Genomic DNA, 24,922 nt, shown 5'->3' with positions numbered 1-24,922 from the left:
CAATCAGTCGGAGGATCCTCGAGATCTGACGGCGTACCTTTTGTATAATGGGTCATCGACTTGGTCTCACGAGCAAGCTTAAGCCGTTAGGTGTAGGCGTAGCGAAAGCGAGTCTTAATAGGGCGTATGAGTTCGTGGGATCAGACCCGAAACCGAGTGATCTAGGCATGGCCAGGTTGAAGGTAAGGTAACACTTACTGGAGGACCGAACCCACATCCGTTGAAAAGGATCGGGATGAGCTGTGCCTAGGGGTGAAAGGCCAATCAAACTCGGAGATAGCTGGTTCTCTGCGAAATCTATTTAGGTAGAGCGTCATCCGAATACCCCGGGGGGTAGAGCACTGGATGGGTAATGGGGCCCCACAGGCTTACTGATCCTAACCAAACTCCGAATACCCGGGAGTACTAGATGGCAGACACACTGCGGATGCTAACGTCCGTAGTGGAGAGGGAAACAACCCTGACCTACGACTAAGGCCCCCAATTCATGGCTAAGTGGGAAAGCAGGTGGGACGACCAAAACAACCAGGAGGTTGGCTTAGAAGCAGCCATCCTTTAAAGATAGCGTAACAGCTCACTGGTCTAAATAAGTTGTCCTGCGGCGAAGATGTAACGGGGCTCAAGCCATGAGCCGAAGTCTAGGGATGCGTAAGCATCGGTAGCAGAGCGTAGTGTGACATAGCACTCATCCTGTATTATCGCCGGTCATTTGGCGCGAGCAATCGCGCTCAAGTAGCCGAATAGGCGGTAGCGCAGGATAGAGTGTTTTCGATGAAGCGGGCGCGTGAGCGATCCCGTGGAGAGATCACTAGTGAGAATGATGACATGAGTAGCGACAAAGAGTGTGAGAGACACTCGCCGAAAGTCCAAGGGTTCCTGCTTAAAGCTAATCTGAGCAGGGTAAGCCGGCCCCTAAGCCGAGGCCGAAAGGCGTAGGCGATGGGAATCAGGTTAATATTCCTGAGCCGTGGAGTGGTGACGGATCTCGAAGGTAGTTCATCCTTATTGGATTGAATGGGCTGCTAAGAGGTTCCTGGAAATAGCCCTCCTGTAAGACCGTACCCTAAACCGACACAGGTGGACTGGTAGAGCATACCAAGGCGCTTGAGAGAACGATGTTGAAGGAACTCGGCAAAATACCTCCGTAAGTTCGCGAGAAGGAGGCCCGGTTCCTAGGCAACTAGGGGCTGGACAAACCAGGGGTGGCGACTGTTTATTAAAAACACAGGGCTCTGCGAAGTCGCAAGACGACGTATAGGGTCTGACGCCTGCCCGGTGCCTGAAGGTTAAAAGGAGAGGTGAGAGCCTTGAATTGAAGCCCAGGTAAACGGCGGCCGTAACTATAACGGTCCTAAGGTAGCGAAATTCCTTGTCGGGTAAGTTCCGACCTGCACGAATGGCGTAACGACTTCCCCGCTGTCTCCAACATCGACTCAGCGAAATTGAATTGCCTGTCAAGATGCAGGCTTCCCGCGGTTAGACGGAAAGACCCCGTGCACCTTTACTACAGCTTCGCACTGGCATCAGGATTGTGATGTGCAGGATAGGTGGTAGGCTTTGAAGCAGGAACGCAAGTCCCTGTGGAGCCTCCCTTGAGATACCACCCTTCGCACTCTTGATGTCTAACCGCGGTCCGTTATCCGGATCCGGGACCCTGCGTGGCGGGTAGTTTGACTGGGGCGGTCGCCTCCTAAAGCGTAACGGAGGCGCGCGAAGGTTGGCTCAGAGCGGTCGGAAATCGCTCGTTGAGTGCAATGGCAGAAGCCAGCCTGACTGCAAGACTGACAAGTCGAGCAGAGTCGAAAGACGGCCATAGTGATCCGGTGGTCCCGAGTGGAAGGGCCATCGCTCAACGGATAAAAGGTACGCCGGGGATAACAGGCTGATACTGCCCAAGAGTCCATATCGACGGCAGTGTTTGGCACCTCGATGTCGGCTCATCTCATCCTGGGGCTGGAGCAGGTCCCAAGGGTACGGCTGTTCGCCGTTTAAAGAGGTACGTGAGCTGGGTTTAGAACGTCGTGAGACAGTTCGGTCCCTATCTGCCGTGGGTGTAGGAGACTTGAGAGGAGTTGCCCCTAGTACGAGAGGACCGGGGTGAACGATCCACTGGTGGACCAGTTGTCGTGCCAACGGCAGTGCTGGGTAGCTATGATCGGACAGGATAACCGCTGAAGGCATCTAAGCGGGAAGCCCCCCTCAAAACAAGGTCTCCCTGAGGGCCGTGGAAGACCACCACGTCAATAGGCCGGAGATGTAAGCGCAGTAATGCGTTCAGTTGACCGGTACTAATCGCCCGATAGGCTTGATTTGATCCAGTAATGGAAAGACAAATCAAAAACATACACCTCAGTAAACATGGATGACTTCGTCGCTTCAAACGACGATGTTGATTGACATAACAACCGTGCAGGAATGCGCATCCGCTTCGCGAATACGCTGCCTCCTGCATAGTCGCTTTCTTGCACAGCAAGAAAGTCGACCGAGGGCTTTTCCTCGGTTTGGTGGTCATAGCGCAAGTGAAACACCCGGTCCCATCCCGAACCCGGAAGTTAAGCACTGCCGCGCCAATGGTACTTGGGCTTAAGCCCCGGGAGAGTAGGTCACCGCCAAACCTAGAAAAAGCCCATATCTCTCTAAACGATGAAAAGAACATCTGGCGCGGGGTGGAGCAGTCCGGTAGCTCGTCAGGCTCATAACCTGAAGGTCAGAGGTTCAAATCCTCTCCCCGCAACCAAAATCCAAGTAGCCCGTTCGATCTACAAACAGTCCACTGGACTGTTTGCTTAACGATCAAACCTCGTCAGGCTAATAACCTGAAGGTCAGAGGTTCAAATCCTACTCCCCCAACCAATCTTTAAACAGCCCGTTCACACTACAAACAGTCCACTGGACTGCTGGCTTAACGAGCAAACCTCGTCAGGATCATAACCTGAAGGTCAGAGGTTCAAATCCTACTCCCCCAACCAATACTTCCAGTCAGATAACAAAAACTTAACTTCGCAACTCGCGGGGCTTCTTGCGTTGCGACAAACACAACTGGAAGCACTGTGGAAGCAACAAGAGCGAACTCGCGCTTTAATGTATGCGCAACAAACTCGTTGTTGCCATTGATTTTTGACGGTGCCTTGTTGGCCGGATATGATCCCCAAACGCTCCTATCGCCTTTCCCTGTCTGACACGCTATTCTGCGGTGCAGAATGGCTGTTGGAGGCTTGATCTATGGGTGGTCGTATAATCTGTGTGGCGCAGCAAAAGGGCGGGGCGGGGAAGACGACGCTTGTCTCGAATCTGGCGATCGCCTTCCTGCAAGAAGGGAAAAGCGTCGCGCTTGTGGATACCGATCCGCAGGGAAGTCTTGGGAAATGGCTGGACGTGCGCGAAGAAACCTTTGGCGAGAACGCAGACCTTCGGTTTTCGACGGCGACCGCATATGGAATTTCACGGGCAATTCGTGGTGTCGGCGGGGATGCTGATATCGTGCTTGTCGATACACCGCCCAAAGCCGACAGTGATGTGCGGTGGGTCCTGCGCGAATCTGACCTTGTGTTGGTGCCGGTCTCGGCCAGTCAGGCGGATGTTTGGGCAACTCATGATATTCTGGATCTGGCTGACCGTATCGGGAAGCCGACTCAAATCGTTTTGAATCGAACCCGGGCTGGCACTCGCGTCGGCGAAGATGTTGCGAAATCCCTTAGCGAGATTGGAGCGACGCAGATTCAATCCTCATTGGCCAACAGGGTGATATATGCAGAAGCTTTAGGTCAAGGGCTGGGTGTGCTTGAGGCGAAGCGCGCCAATTCCGCTGCAGAAGAGGTGCGCGCGCTTGCGGATGAGGTCGCGGGGCTTTTGAATGGCTGACCCCTGAAGGCCGCTCAGTTGGAATTTTGCGGTCTTGGATCGTCTGTGGCAGAGAGCGTGAATGACCGAAACATCACCCAATCTGTTTTCGACGGTTTCAAGTGAGTTTATCGCCGACTGGCTGTCGGCGTTGGAGCCACTTTGCACGGTTTCACATTTTGGGTCGTTATTGGAACGGTCCGAACTGCCGTCGGCGGGCGATACGCGTCAGGACCGGGTAACACTGGATCAGATTGTCGACCTGTATCAGCTGGCGGCTGTTGAAACCGGAGACGAGATGATGGGTCTTTGGTCGCGTCCGATTAGACCCAGAGCCTTGCAGCACTTGCTGACGTCTGTTCGCGAAGCGACGTCATTGTCATCGGCGCTCTATCGGTTCTCAACCTTCTGGAACCTGTTACTGGACGACTACCAGTTCGAATTGACCGAGGCCGATCAAGCCGTCGAACTGGCGCTTATGCCTGTGTACGAGGTCGAGGCCCAGCGGTTTGGTCATATGTTGATCCTAAAGCTGGCCCACGGCCTCATGTCCTGGCTGGCCCGAGGTGAAGTGCCTGTCAAAGCCGTGGGGTTTTCGTTCGACCGTCCGGTCTTTGACGAGGATTATTCGGTTATCTTTCCTGCGCCGGTACATTTCGCTCAGCCGGCCTCCTTCATTTCTTTTGACGCAAGTGTATTGGGTCCGATTCATGCCCGCCAGACGCGCGACCTCGACTTGTTTTTGGAAAACGCGCCAAGAGATTGGATATTCACGCGATCAAGTGAACACACCCAGTCTCTACGGGTGCGAAGTTTCCTAACCAAAACGGGGTGGGATCACGCGAACCTGTCGGCGGCTGCGAAAGCAATGAATATGACACCGCGCACCCTGATGCGCAGATTGGAATCAGACGGCACATCCTTTCAGGCGATCAAAGATGCCCTGCGCCGGGACATTGCCATTGGGCACCTTCAGGCAGGGCGCAAAAGCGTTGAGGCGATCGCTCAGGATCTTGGGTTTTCGTCGTCGGCCAGCTTTCACAAAGCATTCCAAAGATGGACAGGGGCTGCTCCGAGTGCCTACAGGCGCTCACCGATTGGATCTCGATGATTTTGTCACTTTTGGACAATTGCCTGTCGTCTCATGAGATGGCGAGCATCCCGACGCGCGGATAGAACCTTTAAAAATAACTGAAACGTTCAGTGTGCCGAATTCGCTTGTTTCTAGGGTGGTCGGTGGGTTGACGATTTCGGGCAACATTGCTTGTGAAAGGACTTCTCATGTCAGAAAAACTCGCCACAATTCTCGAGGCCGCGCGCCAGCATGCCGAGGATGTCATTGCACCCAACGTGGATGCATGGAACGCGGCACGAACCTGGCCTCGTGACGCCTCGGACAAGGCGGGTGCTGTCGGGTTGACGGGCCTGTACGCTCCTGAGGAGTGGGGCGGTCAGGGTCTTCCTCTGTCAGAAGGTATTCAGGTCTACGAACAACTGGGGCTTGGCGATGGCGCCTATGCTTTTGCATTGTCCATGCATAACATCTGCACTTTCGCCGGATGTGGTTACGGGACCGATGCATTCAAGGAAAAATGGGCACGTGATCTGACCTCTGGTCGCAAATTGGCGAACTTCGCGTTGACCGAGCCTCAATCCGGGTCTGACCCCATGAAGATGTACACCCGAGCGACCATCAACGGGGACGGTACGTGGACGATCAGCGGTGCCAAGGCATGGGTCAGCCTGGCGACTGAGGCGGATGTATACTTCACTGTCGTCAAGACAAGCGACGCGCCGGGCCACAAGGACATGGCGATGATCGCGATTCCCGCTGACGCACCGGGTGTCAGCTTCGGGCCATTGTACGACACACCCTCTTACGGTTTCCTCCCGATTGGTGAAATGTATCTCGACAAGGTTGTTATCAGCGAAGACAACATCATTTTGCCGGTTGGTCAGGGACTTCAGGGATCATTGATGGCGATCGATATCGCCCGTGTTTCGATTGCTTCGGGGTGTTGCGGGCTGATGCAAGCGGCGTTGGATACCGCGCTGTCCTATTCGAAAAACCGCAAGATGTTTGGTGGCACAAACCTTCAGCTAGATGGAATTCAGTGGATGCTGGGTGAGGTCGCGACCGAGCTTGAAGTCTCGAAGCTGCTGTACCGCAAAGCGGCAGAAGCGCTGGGAACGCCCGAAGGCCCGTTGATGGCAGCCCATGCCAAACGGTTTGTGCCGGATGCGGCGGTCAAGGCGGCCAATACCTGTACACAGGTTCTTGGTGGAATGGGCCTGCTGCAACCCTACGGGCTTGATCGCTTGTCACGTCTGGCGCAGATGCTGCGTATTGTGGACGGAACGACCGAGATCAGCCGGGTTGTGATCGGCCGGGCGCTGCAGAAACGCGCCGCTGGTCTGCCTGATCTTCCGGTGCCTAAAGGGTTCGGAGAGACCGACGACGCCAGCCCATCCGTTGCGGCCGAATAAGTCAGATGCGGCGTGCCTGCCGGCACAAGACTCCAAAGCCCAGCTTTCGAAAGAAGGCTGGGTTTCTTGCTTGAGCGTAAGTCCGGGTCGGATCAATCTCTTGGTTTGCGCGACATTTTTTTAAGGCTCGCGCGGACTGCTGCGCTCACTTAGTCATCACCATCGTTTCAGTGCCTTGGGCTTAGATTGCGAAGAGGTGACGGACGCGTCGCGAACTTCCCCAGTGGAATTTCTGATTTGAGGTCACGTCCGCGTCGCGCTGGGTTTGCATAGGATTTTGCGCCTCAATCGCAGAGCTACTGACATTAACAAAGTTTAACTCTCCGCCAGACATTCGTTAATCGGGCCAACCTTTATCGACTGTGTGCCCGGCAACATCACCTTAGTGATAAAGGAGGAGAAGATGGACTACGCACAGACAGCCAGCCCTCGGAAGGGTTTGTTTTTTAGCTTGTTTTCGAACTATGCAGAAGTGCGCGTCGAACAATTTCGCCGTAAAATTTATGGCAATACAGTCCGCGTTTTGGAGAAGCTGAGCGATCAACAGCTGGAGGACATCGGCATCCCCCGGAGCGAGATCAAGCAGCGCGCGTATCAAAGCGTCTATCACCAGATGCCGTATGACCACCGCGTGCAATAAGCGTCGCATTGTTGAAACTGGATTTGAAGGTGGAGGGATATGATGCTTGATACACATACTTGCTCGGGCGCAACCCCAAGCACGAGCGCTTTGGTGCTGTTTGACCGGGCAATGAAAATCCATGCTATCCGTGCCGATATCGTTCGAGCCGCGCAAGAACTGAACTGCCTGAGTGATCGTCAGCTTTCTGAGATGGGGATCAATCGCACGGATATTGACGAGATGATCGCAAGATATATCTGAGATGCCTGCCCCATCCCTTGCCGACAATGATGTAGGACGCGAGAGAACCAAAAAAGCCGCTCTGAGGGTTTCAGAACGGCTTTTATTCGCATGAAGGTTTGTGGTGTGGTCAGGCCTGGTGATCGACCACTTGCAGATGTTGGGCCAGCTTGTCGATTTCGGCCATCCAGGCTTGCACCAGTTTCGGATCGCTGGGGGCGGCATGCACTCCGGCGGGGATCGCGCGGTTCAGAACCGCCTCAACTGCCAAGGATACCGGGATCGAGACCAGACGCGCCATCGCCGTGCCTCGCGCGTCACCCCATGCATCCATGACATAGGTTTTGTGCCAGGTCTCGACGCCTTCTTTCTCGGCTTTCAGGCCCACGCACAGAACAACGCGGTCGGGCTCGCCTTCATCATAGGCGTTCTCATCCCAGAACTGGTCCGACATCTCTTTCAGACGCGCGTCGCCTTCGGGGCCGGACAGGGTTTCGATCTCGGTGAACACGTCCGACCATGCGTCGGCCCAGCCGTTCAGGCGCAGGGTGCCGCGGACGAATTCCTTGACTGGCCAGTGATCCTCGAACTGGTATTCGGCCATGAAGGGGATCGAGTCGCGGTTTGGGTAAACCTCAAAGCTTTCGGGTGTGGGCAGCGGCGCGACATAGCTGGTGATCGCGTCCCACGGGCGGGCCACATCCAGCGGCGCGTAGTCCCGGATGGATTTTGAGGGCGACCGCAGGGCTTTCAGAACGCCCAGAGGCGACCAGCTGAATTTATAGCGGAACGGGTTGGGATTTTTCGGGATGCCACCGCAATAGGAGATAAAGCTCAGGTGGTTTTGCGCATCGAACGCGTCGGACGCGCGATAATCGGCCACCAAGGCGTGCGCCATCAGGTGGTCGATGCCCGGGTCCAGCCCGACCTCATTGACTAGTGCAACACCGGCCTCGCGGGCTTTGTCATTCAGCGCGCGCATTTCGGGGGCGATGTAGGACGAAGACACGAAGTTCGCGCGCTTCGATATCGCCAGTTCCGCCAGCGGCACGTGCCAGTCGCCCGGCAGCATCGAGACGATCACGTCGCCCCGTTTCAGCACCGCGCCCAAGGCGTCGATGTCAAAGGCGCGGATGTCGTCGGTCAGGTCTCCGACCTCGGCGCGGGCCTTGTCGATGGTCCGGTTCCAGACAGTGACTTTATGTCCGCCCTCGATCAAGCGGCGCAGGCCGGGGATGGCCGACAGGCCGGTGCCACACCAGTGAATTGTCATCGCTCAGATCCCTTCAATATGGGTTTTGTAAGTTGTCTCAGCCCGGCCCCAGACGCCGCTGTTCAGATCGGTCAGGGTCAGCAGGGAGGGCAGCAGTTGCGCGGCGTAGTCTTCCGAGCTTTCGACCGGCAGCATCGAGGGCAGGTTGTCGATGGCCATCACGTCCATCACCGGATCGTTTGCCACGCGCAGGGCGGGCGCGTCCCATGTGGTGGCACGGTCATAGACCGGCACCGGGTTGTAGTCGCTGTCCGGGTCGCAGGCCACGTCGCCAATGGCGGTCAGGTTGCGCGGCGCGGTCAGCGCCTCGTGCGGGACAAAAACCGGCGTGCCGGGGCGGGCAAAGATGCAGTTCAGGAACAGATCATGGTCAAGGATTTCGGGGAAGGGGCCGCCGCTGGCAGTCTCGGCCATGTCCCATTTGGTGACGGAAACGCCCATCGCCTCGCACATATCGGCCGCGCCCGTGCCAACGCGGCCCAAAGCGCCGATGACGATTGCACGGGGGCGGGTGCCGGTGGCGTCCAGCTCGGCCAGCAGTTCGGCGTTCAGCGCATATTTGTTTGGGTACACTCCGACCGGAGGGCATTCCTGCCCGCGCTGCTGCGCAGCCCATGTTTTCAGCGTGACCGCCGCACCCGCGTAACCGGCCCAATAGCCAAAGGCGGCGACCCGGCGGCCGTCTTCGCCCACCAGATATTCCAGATCGTAGAGCGTGCCGCCGCCGGCCTTGAACCGCTCCAACAAAGCGCGCCCGGAATGCTGCCCCTTATAGGCATGGCCGAACATGATATGACGATGCGGCAAGGGCGTGCCGTCCTCGGGCAGTTCCTTGAGGCCAAAGATGATCGCATCCAGCGGGGCCTCGGGCCACGCATTCTCGGGCGCGATCTCACAGCCTGCGTCCTTGTAACCCTGCAGCGGGAGGGCGCGCACGGAACTTTCCTCAACCGTCACGCGGATGCCTGCGGCGATCAGGGCGGCGGCACCTTCGGGGGTCAGCCCGACCCGTTCCTCGTTCGGGCGCTGTTCTGCCCGGACCCAGAGATGTGTCATGTCAGTTCCTTATGTTCAGAGCATTTCGGTGGCGCGTATGGCCTGAACCGAGGCCCGTGCCTCCATCGCTTCGCGGAACGCGATAATCTTGGGAAAGGCTGCGACGTCAACGCCGTCACCTTCCAGCCAGCTGCAAACCACATAGAGGTAAACGTCCGCCAGCGAGACCTCATCCCCCAGCACAAATGGCCCCCGCAGCCCGTTCGAGCAGATATAGTCACAGGACGCGGTCATCGTTTGCGCGACCTTGCCCTGCATATCCTGCCAACTGGATTTTTTGTCGGCCCAACGCTCCCCGCGCATTTTATGGGCGTGGTTCACGTGCATGGTCGAGGCAAGGTAATACATCACTTCGCGCATCCGCGCGGCCATGATCGGGTCGGACGGCACCAGCCCGGCCTGTGGTGCAACCGCCGCGATGTAATCCAGCAGCGCGCCGGTCTCGGTCAGAATGCCGCCATCCACCACCAACGCAGGCACGCGGCCCTTGGGGTTGATCTGTTTGTAGGCAGGTTTGGTCTGCTCACCGCCCGCAAAGTCCAGCTTGATCGCCTCGTACTCCAACCCGGCTTCTTCCAAAGCGATGGCCACAGCGACCGAAATCGTGCGGGGGGCGTAATAAAGCTGCATCGGGGCCTCCTTACAGGTGGGTTTGGGCGTAGTGCCGGTCGGGCGCTTCCAGATGGGGCACCGCGTTGAACAATACCGGACTCAACTGGCTGCCAATCGGATGCAGACGATGCATCGACGTGTTCATGATGGCAAGCGCCACCCGTGCCATCGCCGGAATGTCCAGCCCCATCGCCTGCCGCACTGCCATCGAAATCAGCGCGCCTGAGGTCACCACAATCGCTGGCCCGCCTTCGGTTCCGATATCGTGCAAGGCGTCTGCGACGCGTGCCTCGAACGCGGCAAAGGTTTCGGGCGCGTCCGCGATCTGGCCATTGGCCCATGCCGTGAATGTCCGGGGCAGGTGGTCGACGAATCCCTCACGGTCGGTGGGAACCATAACGTTGTGCTGTTGTTCGAAAAGCTGCGCGAGGGTGAAATACTCGATCTCGTTCAGACGCGGATCGCGGATCGGCTCCGGCAAGCCCATGCTCGCCGCTGTTTCCACATGCCGGGTCAGCGTGCCGCTGTAGACACGGGGATAGTGCGCGCGGGTGTCCTGCAGATGCCCGCCCAGCCAGCGTGCTTGCTGATGACCCAGATCGCTGAGTTTGTCATAGCTTTGCTCGTCTCGCGCGGCGGTGTTGGCCTGCCCGTGACGCACCAGTGTAATATGTGACATGGTTGTCCCTCTTGCCGCAAAGTCTTAGGGCAGGTTGTGGGCCGGGACCAGAGGCGTTTGGAAATCTGTTTGCAAAATCTTGGCCGTTCGAAGCTTTCCCCATGGTCAGTTTTTTACGCAGGACAGGGGGGTTTTCTATTGCGTTACGAAAAAAAGTTTCCTATAGGAAACCAAGCTGTGGCATGCGGGTGTATACCCATTCCCGAAGGTCCTGCAGCCCGCTCTGGTGTGGAACACGTGTTTACCTCTGTTGACTTACAGCAAAGGAGTGGGAGGCTGGCGGAACACCGCCTTTTTGCAGGACGGGACGTTTGCGACAGTCTGTGAAAACGGCTTAGGAAAGCGACCACCCATGACCGAGATTAAGCGTACGCCTTTGTATGATCTGCACGTTGAGTTGGGCGGCAAGATGGTTGATTTTGCGGGCTGGGAGATGCCGGTTCAGTACCCGTTGGGGATCATGGGGGAACACAAGCAGTGTCGCGAAAAGGCGGCGGTGTTCGATGTTAGCCACATGGGTCAGGTGATCCTGCGCGGTGACGATGTGGGCGAGAAGCTGGAAGCGCTCTGCCCGCAGGCTTATGCTACGCTGAAGGACGGCAAGGCGCGGTACGGGTTCTTTACCAACCGGGAAGGCGGGATCATGGATGACCTGATCGTGTCGAATGCGGGCGATCATTACTTTGTGGTGGTGAACGCGGCGCTGCGACATCAGGATATTCCGCATATGCGCGAACATCTGGACGGCGTCGAAGTGATCGAGATTTTCGACCGTGCGCTGGTTGCGGTGCAAGGGCCGAAGGCCGAGGATGTGGTGGGCGCGCTCTGCCCTGCGGCGCGGGATCTGAAATTCATGGAAACCACCGTGGCGGAAGTCAACGGCGTTGAATGCCGTATCTCGCGCCTGGGTTACACCGGTGAGGACGGGTACGAGATCTCGATCCCCGAGGACAAGGCCATCGAGATCACCCGCGCCCTTCTGGCGCATGAGGATTGTGAACCGGCGGGCCTTGGCGCGCGCGACAGCCTGCGGCTGGAGGCTGGGCTGTGCCTTTATGGCAATGACATCGACCAAACGACCTCGCCCATCGAGGCCTCGCTGAGTTGGGCGATCCAAAAGCGCCGCAAGGAAGAAGGCGGCTTTCCCGGTGCCGACCGCATCCAGAAAGAACTAACTGAGGGCCCCGCACGCAAGCTGGTCGGCATAAAACCCGAAGGCCGCGCGCCCGCCCGTCAGGGTGTTGAGATCCAGTGCACGGAAGGCAACACCATCGGTCGGATAACCTCTGGCGGGTTCGGCCCCACGGTCGGTGGCCCTGTGGCAATGGGCTATGTGTCCGCAGGCCATGGCGAACCGGGCGAGGTGGTCAACTTGATCATTCGGGGCAAGCCGCAACCGGCGCAGATCGTGGCGCTGCCCTTCGTTACCCAGAATTACAAGCGTTGAAGTCAGGAGAAAAACCCAATGGCAACCTATTATTCCGAAGAACATGAGTGGATTGACGTCGATGGTGACACCGCCACTCTGGGCATCACCAAACACGCGGCGGAACAGCTGGGCGATGTGGTCTTCGTGGAACAGCAGGAAGTCGGCGAAGAATTCGCCAAGGACGGCGAGATCGGCGTCATCGAATCCGTCAAGGCGGCGTCCGAGCTTTATGCTCCGGTTGATGGTGAGATCATTGAAGTGAACGAGACGCTGGCCGACAATCCCGGCGCACTGAACGAAGACCCAGAAGGCAATGCATGGATCTACAAAATCAAGATCACGGACGCGTCGCAGCTCGAAGATCTGATGGATGAGGCCGGCTACAAGGACTTCATCGGTTAATTCAACGGCGGGTCTTTACACGGATCCGCCCTTCATCTGGCTATAAATACCTCCGCCGGAGGCTCCCGCAGCCTCCGCCGTGTCTGACTTTTTCATAGGAGCGCTGCAATGGCTTTCAAACTGACCGACTACGAAGCCTATGACTTTGCCAATCGCCGCCATATCGGGCCCAGCCCGACCGAGATGCGCGACATGCTCAAGGTGATCGGCTTCAAGACGCTGGACGCGCTGATCGACGCCACCGTCCCGCCCGCGATCCGCCAGAAAGAGCCGCTGGACTGGGGTCCGGCGATGACCGAACGCGATGCGCTGTTCCATATGAAAGAGGTGGCCAGCAAGAACAAGGTTCTGACCTCACTGATCGGGCAGGGATATTACGGCACCACCACGCCCGCTCCGATCCTGCGCAACATTCTGGAAAACCCGGCCTGGTACACCGCCTATACGCCCTATCAGCCCGAGATCAGCCAAGGCCGGCTTGAAGCGCTGTTGAACTTCCAGACTATGGTCAGCGACTTGACCGGGCTGGACGTGGCGAATGCTTCGTTGCTCGACGAAGCCACCGCCGCAGCCGAAGCTATGGCGATGGCCAAACGCGGTGGTCGGTCCAAGGCCAATAACGCCGCCTTCTTTGTCGACCGCAACTGCCACCCACAAACCATCGCGGTGATCAAAACCCGCGCTGAGCCTCTGGGCATCGACGTACAGGTGGCTGACCCCGACCAACTGGAAGCAGGCGCGGTCTTCGGCGCGATCTTCCAGTACCCCGGCACCCATGGCCATGTGCGCGACTTCACCGCCGAGATCGCGGCGCTGCATGAACACAAGGCCATCGCCATCGTCGCCGCCGACATCCTGTCGCTGGCGCTGCTGAAGTCACCGGGTGAGATGGGCGCGGATATCGCCATCGGCTCGACCCAGCGCTTTGGCGTGCCGATGGGCTATGGCGGCCCGCACGCGGCCTATATGGCGACCACCGACAAGCTGAAACGGGCGATGCCGGGCCGGATCATCGGCGTCAGCATCGACAGCCGGGGCAACAAGGCCTATCGGCTGGCGCTGCAGACCCGCGAACAGCACATTCGCCGCGAAAAAGCGAATTCGAACGTCTGCACCGCGCAGGCGCTGCTGGCGGTGATGGCCTCGATGTATGCGGTCTATCACGGCCCCGACGGCATCAAGGCGATTGCGCAATCGGTGCACCGCAAAACCTCGCGCATGGCCGCCGGTCTGGAAGAGGCGGGCTTCTCGGTCGAACCCGAAGTGTTCTTTGACACCATCACGGTCGAGGTCGGCCACTTGCAGACCACCGTTATGGAGGCCGCCGTGGCCCGTGGCATCAACCTGCGCAAGGTCGGCGACACCAAGGTCGGCATCAGCCTGGATGAACAGACCCGCGCTGAAACGATTGAGGCCGTCTGGGGGGCCTTTGGCATCGACCGCAAGGATGACAGCTCGAACGTGGCCTATCGCCTGCCAGACTACGCGCTACGCGAGACGTCGTATCTGACCCACGAGATCTTCCACAAGAACCGGGCCGAGGCCGAGATGACCCGCTATATGCGCCGTCTGGCCGACCGCGATCTGGCGCTGGACCGCGCGATGATCCCGCTGGGCTCCTGCACCATGAAGCTGAACGCCACGATCGAGATGATCCCGGTCACCTGGCCCGAATTCGGCAACCTGCACCCGTTCTGCCCCGAAGATCAGGCGCAGGGCTATCACGAGATGATTGCCGATCTGAACGACAAGCTGTGCCAGATCACCGGCTATGACGCGATCTCCCAGCAGCCCAACTCGGGCGCGCAGGGTGAATATGCAGGCCTGCTGACCATCCGCAACTATCACTTCGCCCGCGGCGAAGGGCACCGCAATGTCTGCCTGATTCCAACCTCGGCACACGGGACCAACCCGGCCTCGGCGCAGATGGTGGGCTGGCAGGTGGTGCCGGTGCAATCGGATGAGAACGGCAATATCGACCTTGCGGATTTCCGCGCCAAGGCCGAGAAGCACTCCGACCATCTGGCCGGCTGCATGATCACCTACCCCTCGACCCATGGCGTGTTCGAGACCACCGTGCAGGAGGTCTGCCAGATCACCCATGATCACGGCGGTCAGGTCTATATCGACGGCGCCAACATGAACGCCATGGTGGGTCTGTCGCGCCCCGGTGACATTGGCGGCGACGTCAGCCACCTGAACCTACACAAGACCTTCTGCATCCCCCATGGCGGTGGCGGCCCCGGCATGGGTCCCATCGGCGTCAAGGCGCATCTGGAAGAGCATCTGCCCGGCCACCCGGAATACGGCACCGCCGTGGGTCCGGTCTCGGCGGCGCCCTTTGGGTCTCCGTCCATTCTGCCGGTCAGCTGGGCCTATGTGCTGCTGATGGGGGGCGCGGGTCTGACGCAAGCGACCAAGGTGGCGATCCTGAACGCCAACTACATCGCGGCGCGTCTGAGCGAGGCCTATCCGATCCTCTACACGTCCGAGTCGGGCCGAGTGGCGCATGAGTGCATCCTCGACACCCGTCCGCTGGACGCCGAGGCGCATGTGACCGTCGATGACGTAGCCAAACGTCTGGTCGATTCAGGTTTTCACGCCCCGACCATGAGCTGGCCGGTGGCAGGCACCCTGATGGTCGAGCCGACGGAATCTGAGCCCAAGGATGAGTTGGACCGCTTCTGCGACGCCATGCTCTCGATCCGATCCGAGGCGCAGGATATCATCGACGGCAGAATCGACGCGGAAAATAACCCGTTGAAAAACGCCCCCCATACGGTGCGCGATCTGGTTGGCGACTGGGACCGGCCTTACAGCCGTGAACAGGCCTGTTTCCCTCCGGGCTCGATGGGCGTCGACAAATACTGGTCCCCCGTCAACCGCGTCGACAACGCATACGGCGACCGCAACCTCGTTTGCACATGTCCACCAATGGACGCATACGCGGAAGCGGCGGAATAAACAGAAAACCCCCGCCTTGGCGGGGGTTTTTCTTAGGGAACGAAGCCTTTAGGCACCCCGAATGGCGGGGAGTCCACGCTGGATCCCGTCAGTGCGTTGAGGAATGCCACGAGACTTGCGATGTCAGCTTCGGACAATTCCAATGGCGTGATGTCTACCTTGCCGCGCACACGCGCCATTTCCAACCGGTCGTCCCAGACGACGAAATCGGCTTTGTGCAACCAAGGAACGTTCGGCAGGTCAGCCATATCACGATTCCATATCGACAGGCTGTTTTCGGGGTTCAGGTGGTGTCGGATCATACTTTCGAGGTCCGGAAACGCTCCGTTGTGCCCATAGGGCGCGGTCAGAGCAACGTTTCGCAACATCGGCGTGCGAAAGCGATAAGCATCCTCCAGACGGTCGCTTTCCCCCATGCGGCCGACGTCGCGCACATAGGGGTCCCATTGCCGCGTGCGGCCCGGCCCAAAAGGGGGCAAGGCTAAGGCGTGAAATTCCTGATCTGACATCAGCGGCCCGGAATGGCAGGTCGAACACTGCGCTTTGCCATAGAAAAGATCCATCCCGCCCTTCTGTTCCGCCGTCAGCGCCGAGGAGTCACCCGCGAGGTATTGATCGAACGCGCTGTCGGTGCTGCGCCATTCAACCGCCATGAACGCGGCCAAGGCGTTGGCGATCTGGGTGATTGTGATGTCCTCGGTCGTGTTGACCTCATCAAAAGCAGCGACCGTGGCCGGGCCATAGCGCGGATCGGTGCGCACGCGTTTGGCAAGGATCGGCCAGCCCAGATCAATTCGGTCGGCAACCGCTCCGGTCACCTGATTTTCGCCGACATTGCCGGCCATTTCGAATTGTGAGGTCAGCGGGAACAGCGCCTGTGCGGCGAGCAGCGAGTTCAGCCCCTCAGGCAACCATTCCTGCGCCGGAGAGTTAAACCCGTTGCCGTAGACATCCGAGATACTCAGGCGGCCATCGTGGAATACGGTGTGAATCTCTTTCGCGCCAAGGTTCCAAAGCCCCGGTGAATTACGGGGGATGCGTTTGCGAATCTTATCGGCTCCTACGCCCGGTGTCCGATCTGGCCCCAAGCCTTGCCCGCCTTCACCAATACCCAGCGATAACCCGTCCGAGGTGCCGAAATCAGGATGATGGCAGTGGGCACAGGAAATGTTCTGGTTGCCCGACAGAATGGGGTCGTAAAACAGTTGATGACCAATAGCGGCCTGTTTCATATCAAAGAGGATAAAGTCATCATCGGTCAGCGGGCGCGGCAAGTCCTGAGCCGCAGCCGCTCCGACGAAAAGGAAGAAAACCCCATGCGCCAGCTTGTATTTGCCCTTTGCCTTTTTGCGACCCCGGCGCTGGCCGAGTTGGAGCAAGCGCGCGACATGATGGAAGCGGGTGAATTTGAGGCCGCGCGTGAGGAACTGCTGCCAGCCGCGCGCTCTGGCAATGCCGAGGCCGAAGAACTCATCGGCGTCATGTACGGCCTTGGGCTGGGGGTCGAGCAGGATTACGAGCGGGCATTTGACTGGTATCTGCGTGCCTCGATGAAGGGGCATCCGGGGGCGCAGTCGGGTGTCGGCTGGTACTATGAGCTGGGTCTGGGCATGCCTGCGCCCGATCTGGTGCGGGCGTATATGTGGTACACGCTCAGTGCCATTGGCGGTGATCCCGATGCGGCGATCAGCCTTGAGGAAGTGGTCAAGAAAATGTCGCCGGAGCAGATTGAAAGGGCGCATGTGCTGGTGAATGATTACAAAGGGTGGATGTACCCGTTTCGGTAAGGGCCGGACTCAGCGCCCGGCCCCTTTCGCTTAGTTCAGATCCGCATCGCGAGAGGCGTTGATATCTGCCTCGGCTGCAGCAACCGCTTCGGTCAGGGCGTTGAACACCTCATCCCCGCGGGCCACGTTGGACTGGAACCAGTCATAAACCGGCGTTGCGGCCTCTTTGAACGCAGCTTTCTGGTCGGGTGTCGGCACATAGAGATCCCCGCCACCGGCGACGAAATCTTCATAGGCCTGGATCGACTTGCGCTTGGGCGAGGCAAAGGTGGCCTGCTGCAGCGCATAGAACCCATCGACCACCACGCGGCGCATGTCCTCGGGCATCTCCTGGAACTTGGCGTTGTTCATCCACCACAACGCGCCCATATAGGCGTGGCCGTCCAGTGTGACGTATTGCAGACCGGCATCGGGGAATTTCATCCCCATGATGTCGGTGATCCCGTTCTTGGACCCTTCAACCACACCGGTCTGGAAGCTGGTGAACAGTTCAGGCCACGGGATCGGGGTGGGCGATGCACCCAGTGCCTTGACCAGCTCTTGCGGCAGGTCGGCGACCACAGTGCGGATTTTCAGACCTTCCATATCCGCAGGCTCGGCGATGCGACGCTGGGTGTTGGCGAAGTTGCGCCAGCCGCCGGTGTTGCCAATGGTCATCAGACGGATCGCGCCGCCGGAATCCTCAAGCGCCATGTCGCGGACCTTGCGGGTGAAATCGCCGGACAAGACATGCTCGGCCACGCGATCATCCGCCATCAGATAAGGCAGGTCCAGAACCTGCACGTAGGGGAAGATGCCCGACGCGCCACCCGAGGTAGAAATGTAGATGTCGATCGTACCGTCAGCCACGCCTTGCAGGCACTCGGCCCCGTTCGAGCACAGCTGCGTGCCGATGAACAATTCCACCTCGATGGCGCCGTTCGAGGCAGCCTCGACGTAGTTCTTGAAGACGATCAGACCATCATAGTCTTCGTCGTTTTCGTTCGAGTTGGCTGTCGCCCGCAGGGTATAGTCTGCGGCGGTGGCGGCAAGTGCGGATGCAGCCACCAGCGAGGTGGCCACCGCAGCGGTTTTGATGAAGTCTCTGAGCATTCGTTTCCTCCCTGTGATACTCAGTTCAGTTTGCAAATCCCGTTATCCTCGGGATCGTCATGGATAGTGCGGGGACATAGGTGATCAGGAAGATCACTATGATTTCGACAGCCAGAAACGGCAGGATCGCCTTGGCAATGGTTTCGACCTTTTCGCGCGATACGGCGGCGGCCACGAACAGGACCAACCCCATGGGCGGAGTGGCCAGGCCGACGGTCAGGTTGACGCTCATGATAATGGCAAAGTGGATCGGGTCCACGCCGAGACTTGTAAAGATGGGGCCAAGGATGGGACCAAGAATGATGATCGCAGGGCCTGCATCCAGAAACATGCCCACGACAAACAGCAACAGGTTGATCAGGAACAGTAGGATCAGCGGGTTTTCTGACAGGCCAAGGATCAGTGCCGCCAGTTGTTCAGGCGCATGGCTGAGGCTGACAACCGTCTTGAATGCCATCGCAGCGCCCACCAGCAGCAAAACCACGGCCGAGGTCAGACCCGCGTTGCTGAGGATCTCGGGCACCTCTTTCAGGGTCAGCGTGCGCAGAACGAAGAAGCCGATGATGAATGCATAGCCTACAGCGACCGCAGCAGCCTCGGTCGGGGTGAAGATGCCGCCGAGGATACCGCCCAGAATGATGACAGGGGTCAGCAGCGGGAAGAACGCTTTGAGGCTGGCCTGACGACGCTCGCCCCACGTGTATTTGCGGCTGGCGACGGGGAAGTCGTATTTGTCGGCCATCACCTTGATCATCAGCATCAGGCCAACGCCCACCATCACACCCGGCACAATGCCCGCAAGGAACAAGGCGGCCACGCTTTCACCCATCACATAGGCATAGATGATCATGATGCCCGAGGGCGGAATGATTGGTCCGATCACCGAACTGGCTGCCGTGATCGCAGCGGCAAAGCGGCGGGTATAGCCCTGCTTCTCCATCGCCGGAATCAGCATAGACCCCAGTGCCGAGGTATCTGCGACCGCCGAGCCCGATAGCCCGGCAAACAGGATCGAACTCAGGACATTCACGTGGGCCAGACCGCCGCGCAGGTGCCCCATCAGGGCCTGCGAGAACTCGACCAGACGGATGGTGATGCCGCCACGGTTCATCAACTCTCCGGCCAGCATGAAGAAGGGAATGGCCATCAACGGGAAGCTGTCCATACCGTTGTAGACGTTTCGGTACAGCAGCGTGATGTCGGCGGTCTGACCGTTCAGCCACAGCAGAATGCCGGGCGCGGCCAAAAGCGCGAAAAAGACCGGCAGGCCGATCATCAGGAAAATCAGGAAGGTGGGCAGGAACCAGATCAGCATCTATTCAGCCCCCACTGGTGCATCTGCGATTTCGGGCAGCAGGCCCTCGCCGCCCATCATCTTGACGATCGACCGCAGGATAAGCTCGATATTGACGACCAGCAGCAGGAATACCCCCACCAGCAGCGATGCCATCATCCAGCTGCGCGGGACGCGGTACCACTCGTCAAACCCCAGCGAGGTCGGAACATAGAGCGCTGCCGTGGCGAAACGGCCGCCAAAACCCGTGACCTCGGACCAGCCGATATTCACTGCGACGGCCAACACCGCCAGCGAGACGAAAAGCAGAAACAGCATCAACACCTGCCCCAGCACGCGTGGCAGCATCATGGGCAGCATATCAATCGCCACAAACCCGCCGCGCCGGAACGCGGTGGGGGCCATCAGCCCGGTCATCCACAACATGCAGAAGCGCGCGGCCTCATCTGGCCAGGGCAGGGCGTTGCCTAAAACGTATCGGAAGAACACCTGAATCAGGATTGCGATCACCATCAATGCAATCGCAACGACACCAACCGCGCGGCCCAAACGCAGCACGGTTTCGTTCACGAATGCAATCGGCGCAAGCGCCGTTGCCAGTCCGCCCATGCGGATCCTCCCTTGTTCAGCCGCAGGTTTGTCCCGCGGTCGTCAAATCGCGCTTAGTGCTGCGCAAATTGGCCGAGTTTCCCGGCGTAGAATGTCAGCGCGTCTCCGTCCGCCATGCTGACTTTTAGGACTTTGCCCACCACGATCACATGATCACCTGCATCGTGATAGGCGTGCTGTTCACACTCAAACCGCGCCAGACAATCCGGCAGCAGAGGTGTTCCGTTTCCGCAGCGGTCGTGGTCGATATCCCGCAGGGCGAACGCGTCTTTCGAGCAGCCAAAACATAGATCGGCCTGCTCCGACGATAGCACGTGCACGCTGAAATGGCGCGCCTTGTGGAAATAGGGGAACCGGCGCGAATTTCGGTCTCCGGCCCACATCACCAACGGGGGGTCCAGCGACAGCGATGAAAAGCTGTTGGCGGTGATGCAGACCGGGCCATCGTCGCTGTCACAGGTGACGATGGTCACGCCGGTCGCAAACTTGCCAAAAGCGTCCCGCAAGGTGCGGGTGTCGTCTTTGTGAGGGACGAATGTGTGAGTGATGTCCTTTGAGATTGCGTTCATCATGGTACCTCATGCCCCAGCGCCGCCTCGTACAGGCGGAACCAGCTTTCGCGATCCAGATTTACTTTCAATGCGTCCGAGATGCTTTTGATCCGGTCCAGATTGTTCGTGCCCATAACCGGAAGAATTCCTGCTGGGTGCGCCAATAGGAAAGCGATGGCGACTGCCGCGCGATCCACGCCGAATTCGGCAGCTATCTCATCTGCAACTATGCCGACCGGAGGGTTTCCGGCCATCAGCAACCCACCCCCCAGCGGAGACCACGCCATAACGTTCTGGCCGTGCTGCTGATGAAAGGCAAGATCGCCATTGGTGAAAGGGCTTATCTGACCCAGAGACAGCTCGATCTGGTTGGTGACCAGCGGCGTCTTCATCGCCGATTGCAGCAGGTTCCAGTCCCAGGGACGGAAGTTCGACACGCCGACAGCGCGCACTTTGCCGCTGGCGACCACCTCATCCAGTGCGGCGCCGGTTTCATGGTGGTTCATGAACGGATCAGGACGGTGGATCAGCAACAGGTCAATATGGTCGATGGCCATCTCGGTCAGAGAAGTATCGACCGATTTCAGGATATGCGCGCGCGAAGTGTCGTAGTACTTGACCTTCGCGTCCGAATACCGTCCGCAGGGCGCGACGATATCGCATTTGGTGACGATCTCCATCTTTGACCGCAGGGTCGGATTGGCGCGCAGGGCGGCACCCAGAATGCCTTCGGCCGTGTAGTCGCCGTAGATATCCGCCTGATCGAAACTGGTGATCCCCTGATCCAGACAGGCTTGTATCTTGGCCTCGACATGCGCGGCCGAGGTGTCATCGTCATCCCCGATGCGCCACATACCATATACAATGCGGCTCAGTTCCAGCGTGTCGGATAGTTTCACACGTTGCATCAGCGACGAACTCCATTGCCCAGCGGGGTGGCCGGGGTCTTTGCAGGCACGCGCCCGTATTCTTCGGGCAGCGAGCAGGTTTTCAGATTGGGCAGGACGCGGGTCCCGAAATGGCGGGCCTCATCCATGTGCGGATAGCCTGAGAAGATGAAAGCGCGGATACCCATCTTCTGGTATTCTTCGATCTTGGACATCACCTGATCGGTCGATCCGACCAAAGCCGCCCCACAGCCCGAGCGCGCGCGGCCAACGCCGGTCCACAGGCCCGGTTCGACATAGCCATACTCATCCGCCAGATCACGGTTCTTGGCCTGATGCGCCACGCCCAGAGAGGTCGAATCCAGCGCCCGTTCTCGGATCGCACGACCATACTCGTCATCCAGCTTCGAAACGATGTAGTCCGCATATTCCTGCGCTTCGGCCTCGGTATCGCGGACGATCATGTGAACGCGCAGACCGTAATCCAGCGTGCGGTTGTAGTTTTCAGCCACGGCGTGAACGGCCTTCATCCGCTCGGCCAGTTGATCCTTGGTTTCGGGCCACATCAGGTAGACATCGCAATGCTCGCCGCAAAGATCGAGCGCGGATGGAGAATAGCCTCCGAAATACAGCAACGGACCGCCGGTCTGATAGGGCTTGGCCGGATCGGTGGTCAGGCCCGAGAAGTTATAGACCTCACCCGCATGGTTGATCTCATCCTGTGTCCACGCTTGCTTGAGGATCTCGACCACCTCGCGGGACCGCTGATAGCGGAACGCGCTGTCGGCCTTTTCGCCGGGAAAATCGGACGAGATGATGTTCACCGTCAGCCGCCCTTGCAGCATGTGATCCAGCGTTGCAATTGTACGCGCCAGCATGATCGGCTGCATCTCGCCACAACGCACGGCAGCCAGCAGGTTGATCTTGTCGGTGATCGGCGCGCAGCCAGCCACGAAACTCAGCGTGTCCTGACCGACCTGATAGGATGACGGGCACAGGATGTTGCGGAACCCTTGCGCCTCGGCCTCGCGGACGATGCCGGAACAATGCTCCCAACTCGATCGCAGGTCACCATCCGGGACACCCAGAAACTGATAATCGTCTGAGCACAGCGCGGCGAACCACGAAACCTCGGCCGCATCCAGATCGGGGGATGTGATGGGGACGATGGTCATTTGATTCGTTCTCCGTGCATCTTTTGACTTTCCTCTTGCGTAGCAATCGCTTTGATGTAGATCAATGGTGTATCAATTTTTTCCGCGACTCGGTGAAGCACCCCGAAAATGACTGCCAACAGCCGCAACCCTAACGCGCTGCCGATCTATGTTCAGATCGCCGAGCTTTTGATCCGCGACATCGCCGCGGGCCGATTGATCGATGGTGAGCGTTTGCCGCCCGAACGGGACATGGCGGCGAACCTCAATGTTTCGGTCGGGACACTGCGAAAATCGCTGGCGGAGCTTGAGAAAAAAGGGATGTTGGAGCGTATCCAAGGCTCGGGCAATTACATCCGCGAGACCGGGACGCAGAACAGCGTTTATGCGATGTTCCGGCTGGAACTACCCGAAGGCGGGGGCCTGCCGCGCGCAGATATCCTGTCGGTGGATCATCTGGAAAAGCCCTCAGATCTGCCGGAATTCGGGACTTCGCCCAAGGGGTCGCGAGTGCGCCGGATGCGCTATTTGAATGACACAATCATCGCGGTCGAGGAAATCTGGCTGGATGAGTCCGCCGGAAAGGTCGATCAGGCGCTGCTGTCGGATTCGCTTTATCGCTATTATCAGCAGCAGCTTGGGTTCTGGATCACGCGGGCCGAGGATCGGGTTTCGGTCCGTGCGCTGCCTGCGTGGACGCCTGAGACCTTCACCAAACCCGCTGGCGAAACGGCCGGGTATATTGAGCGGTTCAGTTGGTCCGAGGGCCCAGAACCGGTCGAGTTTTCAAAAACGTGGTTCGACCCGGATCGGGCCACCTATGTCCAACGTTTGAAGTAGAAGGAAACGCGCATGACCCGGACCATCCATTACGGGCTGATCGGTTGCGGCATGATGGGGCAGGAACACCTGCACAATATCGCGTTGCTAGAAGGTACGCGCGTCTCGGCGATTTTCGAACCCGACGCCGCGATGGCCAAGGCAGCGCAGACGATTGTACCGGATGCGCAGATGGTGGGTTCGGTCGAAGATCTGCTGGCCGTGGATGATCTGGATTGCATCGTGATTGCCAGCCCTAATCATTTGCACGTGGATCAGATCGAGCAGATTGCGCGGGTGCGACCCTTGCCTTTGCTGGTCGAGAAACCTCTGTTCACCGACCCTGCAGATGCGGCGCGGCTTGACGCCATCCAGCGCGACTACCCTCATCCGATCTGGGTGGCGATGGAGTATCGCTATATGCCGCCCATCGCAGCCTTGATTGAGGGGGCGCAGGTGACTGGCGGCGTCAAAATGCTGACCATCAAGGAGCACCGCTTTCCCTTTCTGGAAAAGGTCGGCAACTGGAATCGCTTCAACCGCAACACGGGCGGAACCTTTGTCGAAAAATGCTGCCACTTCTTCGACCTTATGCGCCTGATCCTGCAATCGGACCCTGTGCGTGTGACAGCCAGCGGGGGGCAGGCCGTCAATCATTTGGATGAAGCCTATGACGGAGAAACACCCGACATTCTGGACCACGGGTATGTCATGGTCGACTTCGCCTCGGGCGCGCGTGCGATGCTGGAGCTGTGTATGTTCGCCGAAGGCGCGCGATATCAGGAGGAAATCTCGGCCGTCGGACCAGACGCCAAGATTGAAGCGCTGGTGCCCGGACCCGGCCGTTTCTGGCCCGAGCATCTTGGTGATGCACCAGTGCCGCAACTGATCGTAAGCCCGCGCCATCCCAAAGGGCCGGTCGCCAAGGACATCCCCGTCGATCCAACGCTATTGGCCGCAGGTGACCACAACGGGTCTACCTTCTATCAGCATCAAGGGTTCCTGGCCGTCCTGCGGGGCGACAAACCCGCCCCCGAAGTGACCTTGCACGACGGGATGTGGGCCGTGCGCATGGGTCTGGCCGCGCAAAAGGCGCTTGAGACCGGAGAGGCTGTTCGGTTCTAG

General features: G+C 58.8%; 22 protein-coding genes, 1 tRNA gene and 2 rRNA genes (1 of these 25 running past the window's edge). 14 read left to right on the top strand and 11 right to left on the bottom strand.

Features of this window, described 5'->3' with window-relative positions; all coding sequences use genetic code 11:
- The 8 genes from ACR3EG_RS18075 to ACR3EG_RS18040 all read left to right on the top strand — a co-directional run.
- Positions 1-2,313, top strand: a 23S ribosomal RNA gene (locus ACR3EG_RS18075) (it extends 547 nt beyond the left edge of the window).
- 187 nt (positions 2,314-2,500) lie between these two features.
- Positions 2,501-2,615, top strand: a 5S ribosomal RNA gene (rrf, locus tag ACR3EG_RS18070).
- Positions 2,616-2,660: 45 nt separating this feature from the next.
- Positions 2,661-2,737: transfer RNA gene (locus tag ACR3EG_RS18065), tRNA-Met, on the top strand.
- A 485-nt stretch (positions 2,738-3,222) separates the two neighbouring features.
- The gene (gene parA / locus ACR3EG_RS18060; RefSeq protein ID WP_480497507.1) at positions 3,223-3,861 is read left to right on the top strand and encodes a ParA family partition ATPase; all 639 of its coding nucleotides are present in this window, start codon (positions 3,223-3,225) and stop codon (positions 3,859-3,861) included.
- 61 nt (positions 3,862-3,922) lie between these two features.
- Positions 3,923-4,951, top strand: a complete 1,029-nt coding sequence (locus ACR3EG_RS18055; RefSeq protein ID WP_480497508.1) for an AraC family transcriptional regulator — start codon at positions 3,923-3,925, stop codon at positions 4,949-4,951.
- Positions 4,952-5,121: 170 nt separating this feature from the next.
- Entirely contained in the window at positions 5,122-6,327 is a 1,206-nt protein-coding gene (locus tag ACR3EG_RS18050; RefSeq protein WP_480497510.1) for an acyl-CoA dehydrogenase family protein, read from the top strand.
- Between the two features lie 403 nt (positions 6,328-6,730).
- Positions 6,731-6,967 (top strand): DUF1127 domain-containing protein, encoded by a 237-nt coding sequence (locus ACR3EG_RS18045; RefSeq protein WP_480497512.1) that lies wholly within the window; start codon positions 6,731-6,733, stop codon positions 6,965-6,967.
- 42 nt (positions 6,968-7,009) lie between these two features.
- Positions 7,010-7,210 (top strand): DUF1127 domain-containing protein, encoded by a 201-nt coding sequence (locus ACR3EG_RS18040; protein WP_170355491.1) that lies wholly within the window; start codon positions 7,010-7,012, stop codon positions 7,208-7,210.
- A 109-nt stretch (positions 7,211-7,319) separates the two neighbouring features.
- Here ACR3EG_RS18040 and ACR3EG_RS18035 read toward each other — a convergent pair whose 3' ends face one another.
- Genes ACR3EG_RS18035 through ACR3EG_RS18020 form a run of 4 tightly spaced genes read right to left on the bottom strand, consistent with a single transcriptional unit; the run spans position 7,320 to position 10,809 of the window.
- Complete coding sequence (locus ACR3EG_RS18035) at positions 7,320-8,462, bottom strand: saccharopine dehydrogenase family protein (RefSeq protein WP_480497514.1); 1,143 nt, start codon at positions 8,460-8,462, stop codon at positions 7,320-7,322.
- Positions 8,463-8,465: 3 nt separating this feature from the next.
- On the bottom strand, positions 8,466-9,518 hold the full coding sequence (locus ACR3EG_RS18030; RefSeq protein ID WP_480497516.1) for a saccharopine dehydrogenase: 1,053 nt from the start codon (positions 9,516-9,518) through the stop codon (positions 8,466-8,468).
- Between the two features lie 15 nt (positions 9,519-9,533).
- Positions 9,534-10,148, bottom strand: a complete 615-nt coding sequence (locus ACR3EG_RS18025) for a glutathione S-transferase family protein (protein WP_480497518.1) — start codon at positions 10,146-10,148, stop codon at positions 9,534-9,536.
- A gap of 10 nt (positions 10,149-10,158) precedes the next feature.
- On the bottom strand, positions 10,159-10,809 hold the full coding sequence (locus ACR3EG_RS18020; RefSeq protein ID WP_480497520.1) for a histidine phosphatase family protein: 651 nt from the start codon (positions 10,807-10,809) through the stop codon (positions 10,159-10,161).
- 352 nt (positions 10,810-11,161) lie between these two features.
- On the opposite strand from ACR3EG_RS18020, the gene gcvT reads away from it, so the two are divergent.
- From gcvT to gcvP, 3 genes are all read left to right on the top strand, one after another.
- The gene (gene gcvT / locus ACR3EG_RS18015; protein ID WP_480497522.1) at positions 11,162-12,256 is read left to right on the top strand and encodes a glycine cleavage system aminomethyltransferase GcvT; all 1,095 of its coding nucleotides are present in this window, start codon (positions 11,162-11,164) and stop codon (positions 12,254-12,256) included.
- 18 nt (positions 12,257-12,274) lie between these two features.
- Positions 12,275-12,640, top strand: coding sequence for a glycine cleavage system protein GcvH (gcvH, locus tag ACR3EG_RS18010; RefSeq protein WP_480497524.1), 366 nt, complete (start codon positions 12,275-12,277; stop codon positions 12,638-12,640).
- 108 nt (positions 12,641-12,748) lie between these two features.
- Complete coding sequence (gene gcvP / locus ACR3EG_RS18005; RefSeq protein WP_480497526.1) at positions 12,749-15,604, top strand: aminomethyl-transferring glycine dehydrogenase; 2,856 nt, start codon at positions 12,749-12,751, stop codon at positions 15,602-15,604.
- A 32-nt stretch (positions 15,605-15,636) separates the two neighbouring features.
- Here the strand turns inward: gcvP and ACR3EG_RS18000 are convergent, their stop codons facing one another.
- Positions 15,637-16,836 (bottom strand): cytochrome-c peroxidase, encoded by a 1,200-nt coding sequence (locus ACR3EG_RS18000; protein WP_480497528.1) that lies wholly within the window; start codon positions 16,834-16,836, stop codon positions 15,637-15,639.
- Positions 16,837-16,920: 84 nt separating this feature from the next.
- Between ACR3EG_RS18000 and ACR3EG_RS17995 the strand changes: the two genes are divergently transcribed.
- Complete coding sequence (locus ACR3EG_RS17995) at positions 16,921-17,391, top strand: tetratricopeptide repeat protein (RefSeq protein ID WP_170355482.1); 471 nt, start codon at positions 16,921-16,923, stop codon at positions 17,389-17,391.
- 30 nt (positions 17,392-17,421) lie between these two features.
- Here the strand turns inward: ACR3EG_RS17995 and ACR3EG_RS17990 are convergent, their stop codons facing one another.
- The 6 genes from ACR3EG_RS17990 to ACR3EG_RS17965 are packed head-to-tail and all read right to left on the bottom strand — an operon-like array spanning position 17,422 to position 22,999.
- Positions 17,422-18,483 (bottom strand): TRAP transporter substrate-binding protein, encoded by a 1,062-nt coding sequence (locus ACR3EG_RS17990; protein WP_170355481.1) that lies wholly within the window; start codon positions 18,481-18,483, stop codon positions 17,422-17,424.
- A 25-nt stretch (positions 18,484-18,508) separates the two neighbouring features.
- Positions 18,509-19,798 carry a TRAP transporter large permease gene (locus tag ACR3EG_RS17985; RefSeq protein WP_209196873.1) on the bottom strand — a complete coding sequence of 430 codons (1,290 nt, stop codon included), beginning with the start codon at positions 19,796-19,798 and terminating at the stop codon, positions 18,509-18,511.
- On the bottom strand, positions 19,799-20,386 hold the full coding sequence (locus tag ACR3EG_RS17980) for a TRAP transporter small permease (protein ID WP_480497530.1): 588 nt from the start codon (positions 20,384-20,386) through the stop codon (positions 19,799-19,801).
- Between the two features lie 53 nt (positions 20,387-20,439).
- On the bottom strand, positions 20,440-20,955 hold the full coding sequence (locus ACR3EG_RS17975) for a flavin reductase family protein (RefSeq protein WP_170355478.1): 516 nt from the start codon (positions 20,953-20,955) through the stop codon (positions 20,440-20,442).
- Complete coding sequence (locus ACR3EG_RS17970) at positions 20,955-21,845, bottom strand: aldo/keto reductase (protein WP_480497532.1); 891 nt, start codon at positions 21,843-21,845, stop codon at positions 20,955-20,957. Before ACR3EG_RS17970 ends, ACR3EG_RS17975 begins: the two co-directional genes overlap by 1 nt.
- On the bottom strand, positions 21,845-22,999 hold the full coding sequence (locus ACR3EG_RS17965) for an LLM class flavin-dependent oxidoreductase (protein ID WP_480497534.1): 1,155 nt from the start codon (positions 22,997-22,999) through the stop codon (positions 21,845-21,847). The genes ACR3EG_RS17970 and ACR3EG_RS17965 overlap by 1 nt, the downstream gene beginning before the upstream one ends.
- 108 nt (positions 23,000-23,107) lie before the next feature.
- On the opposite strand from ACR3EG_RS17965, the gene ACR3EG_RS17960 reads away from it, so the two are divergent.
- Both ACR3EG_RS17960 and ACR3EG_RS17955 read left to right on the top strand, forming a co-directional pair.
- Complete coding sequence (locus ACR3EG_RS17960) at positions 23,108-23,818, top strand: GntR family transcriptional regulator (RefSeq protein ID WP_480497536.1); 711 nt, start codon at positions 23,108-23,110, stop codon at positions 23,816-23,818.
- A gap of 12 nt (positions 23,819-23,830) precedes the next feature.
- Entirely contained in the window at positions 23,831-24,922 is a 1,092-nt protein-coding gene (locus ACR3EG_RS17955; RefSeq protein WP_480497538.1) for a Gfo/Idh/MocA family protein, read from the top strand.

The organism is Ruegeria sp. AM7 (assembly GCF_056535965.1).
The sequence above is the reverse complement of the archived record's forward strand: the minus strand, read 5'-3'. Positions and strand labels throughout refer to the sequence as shown.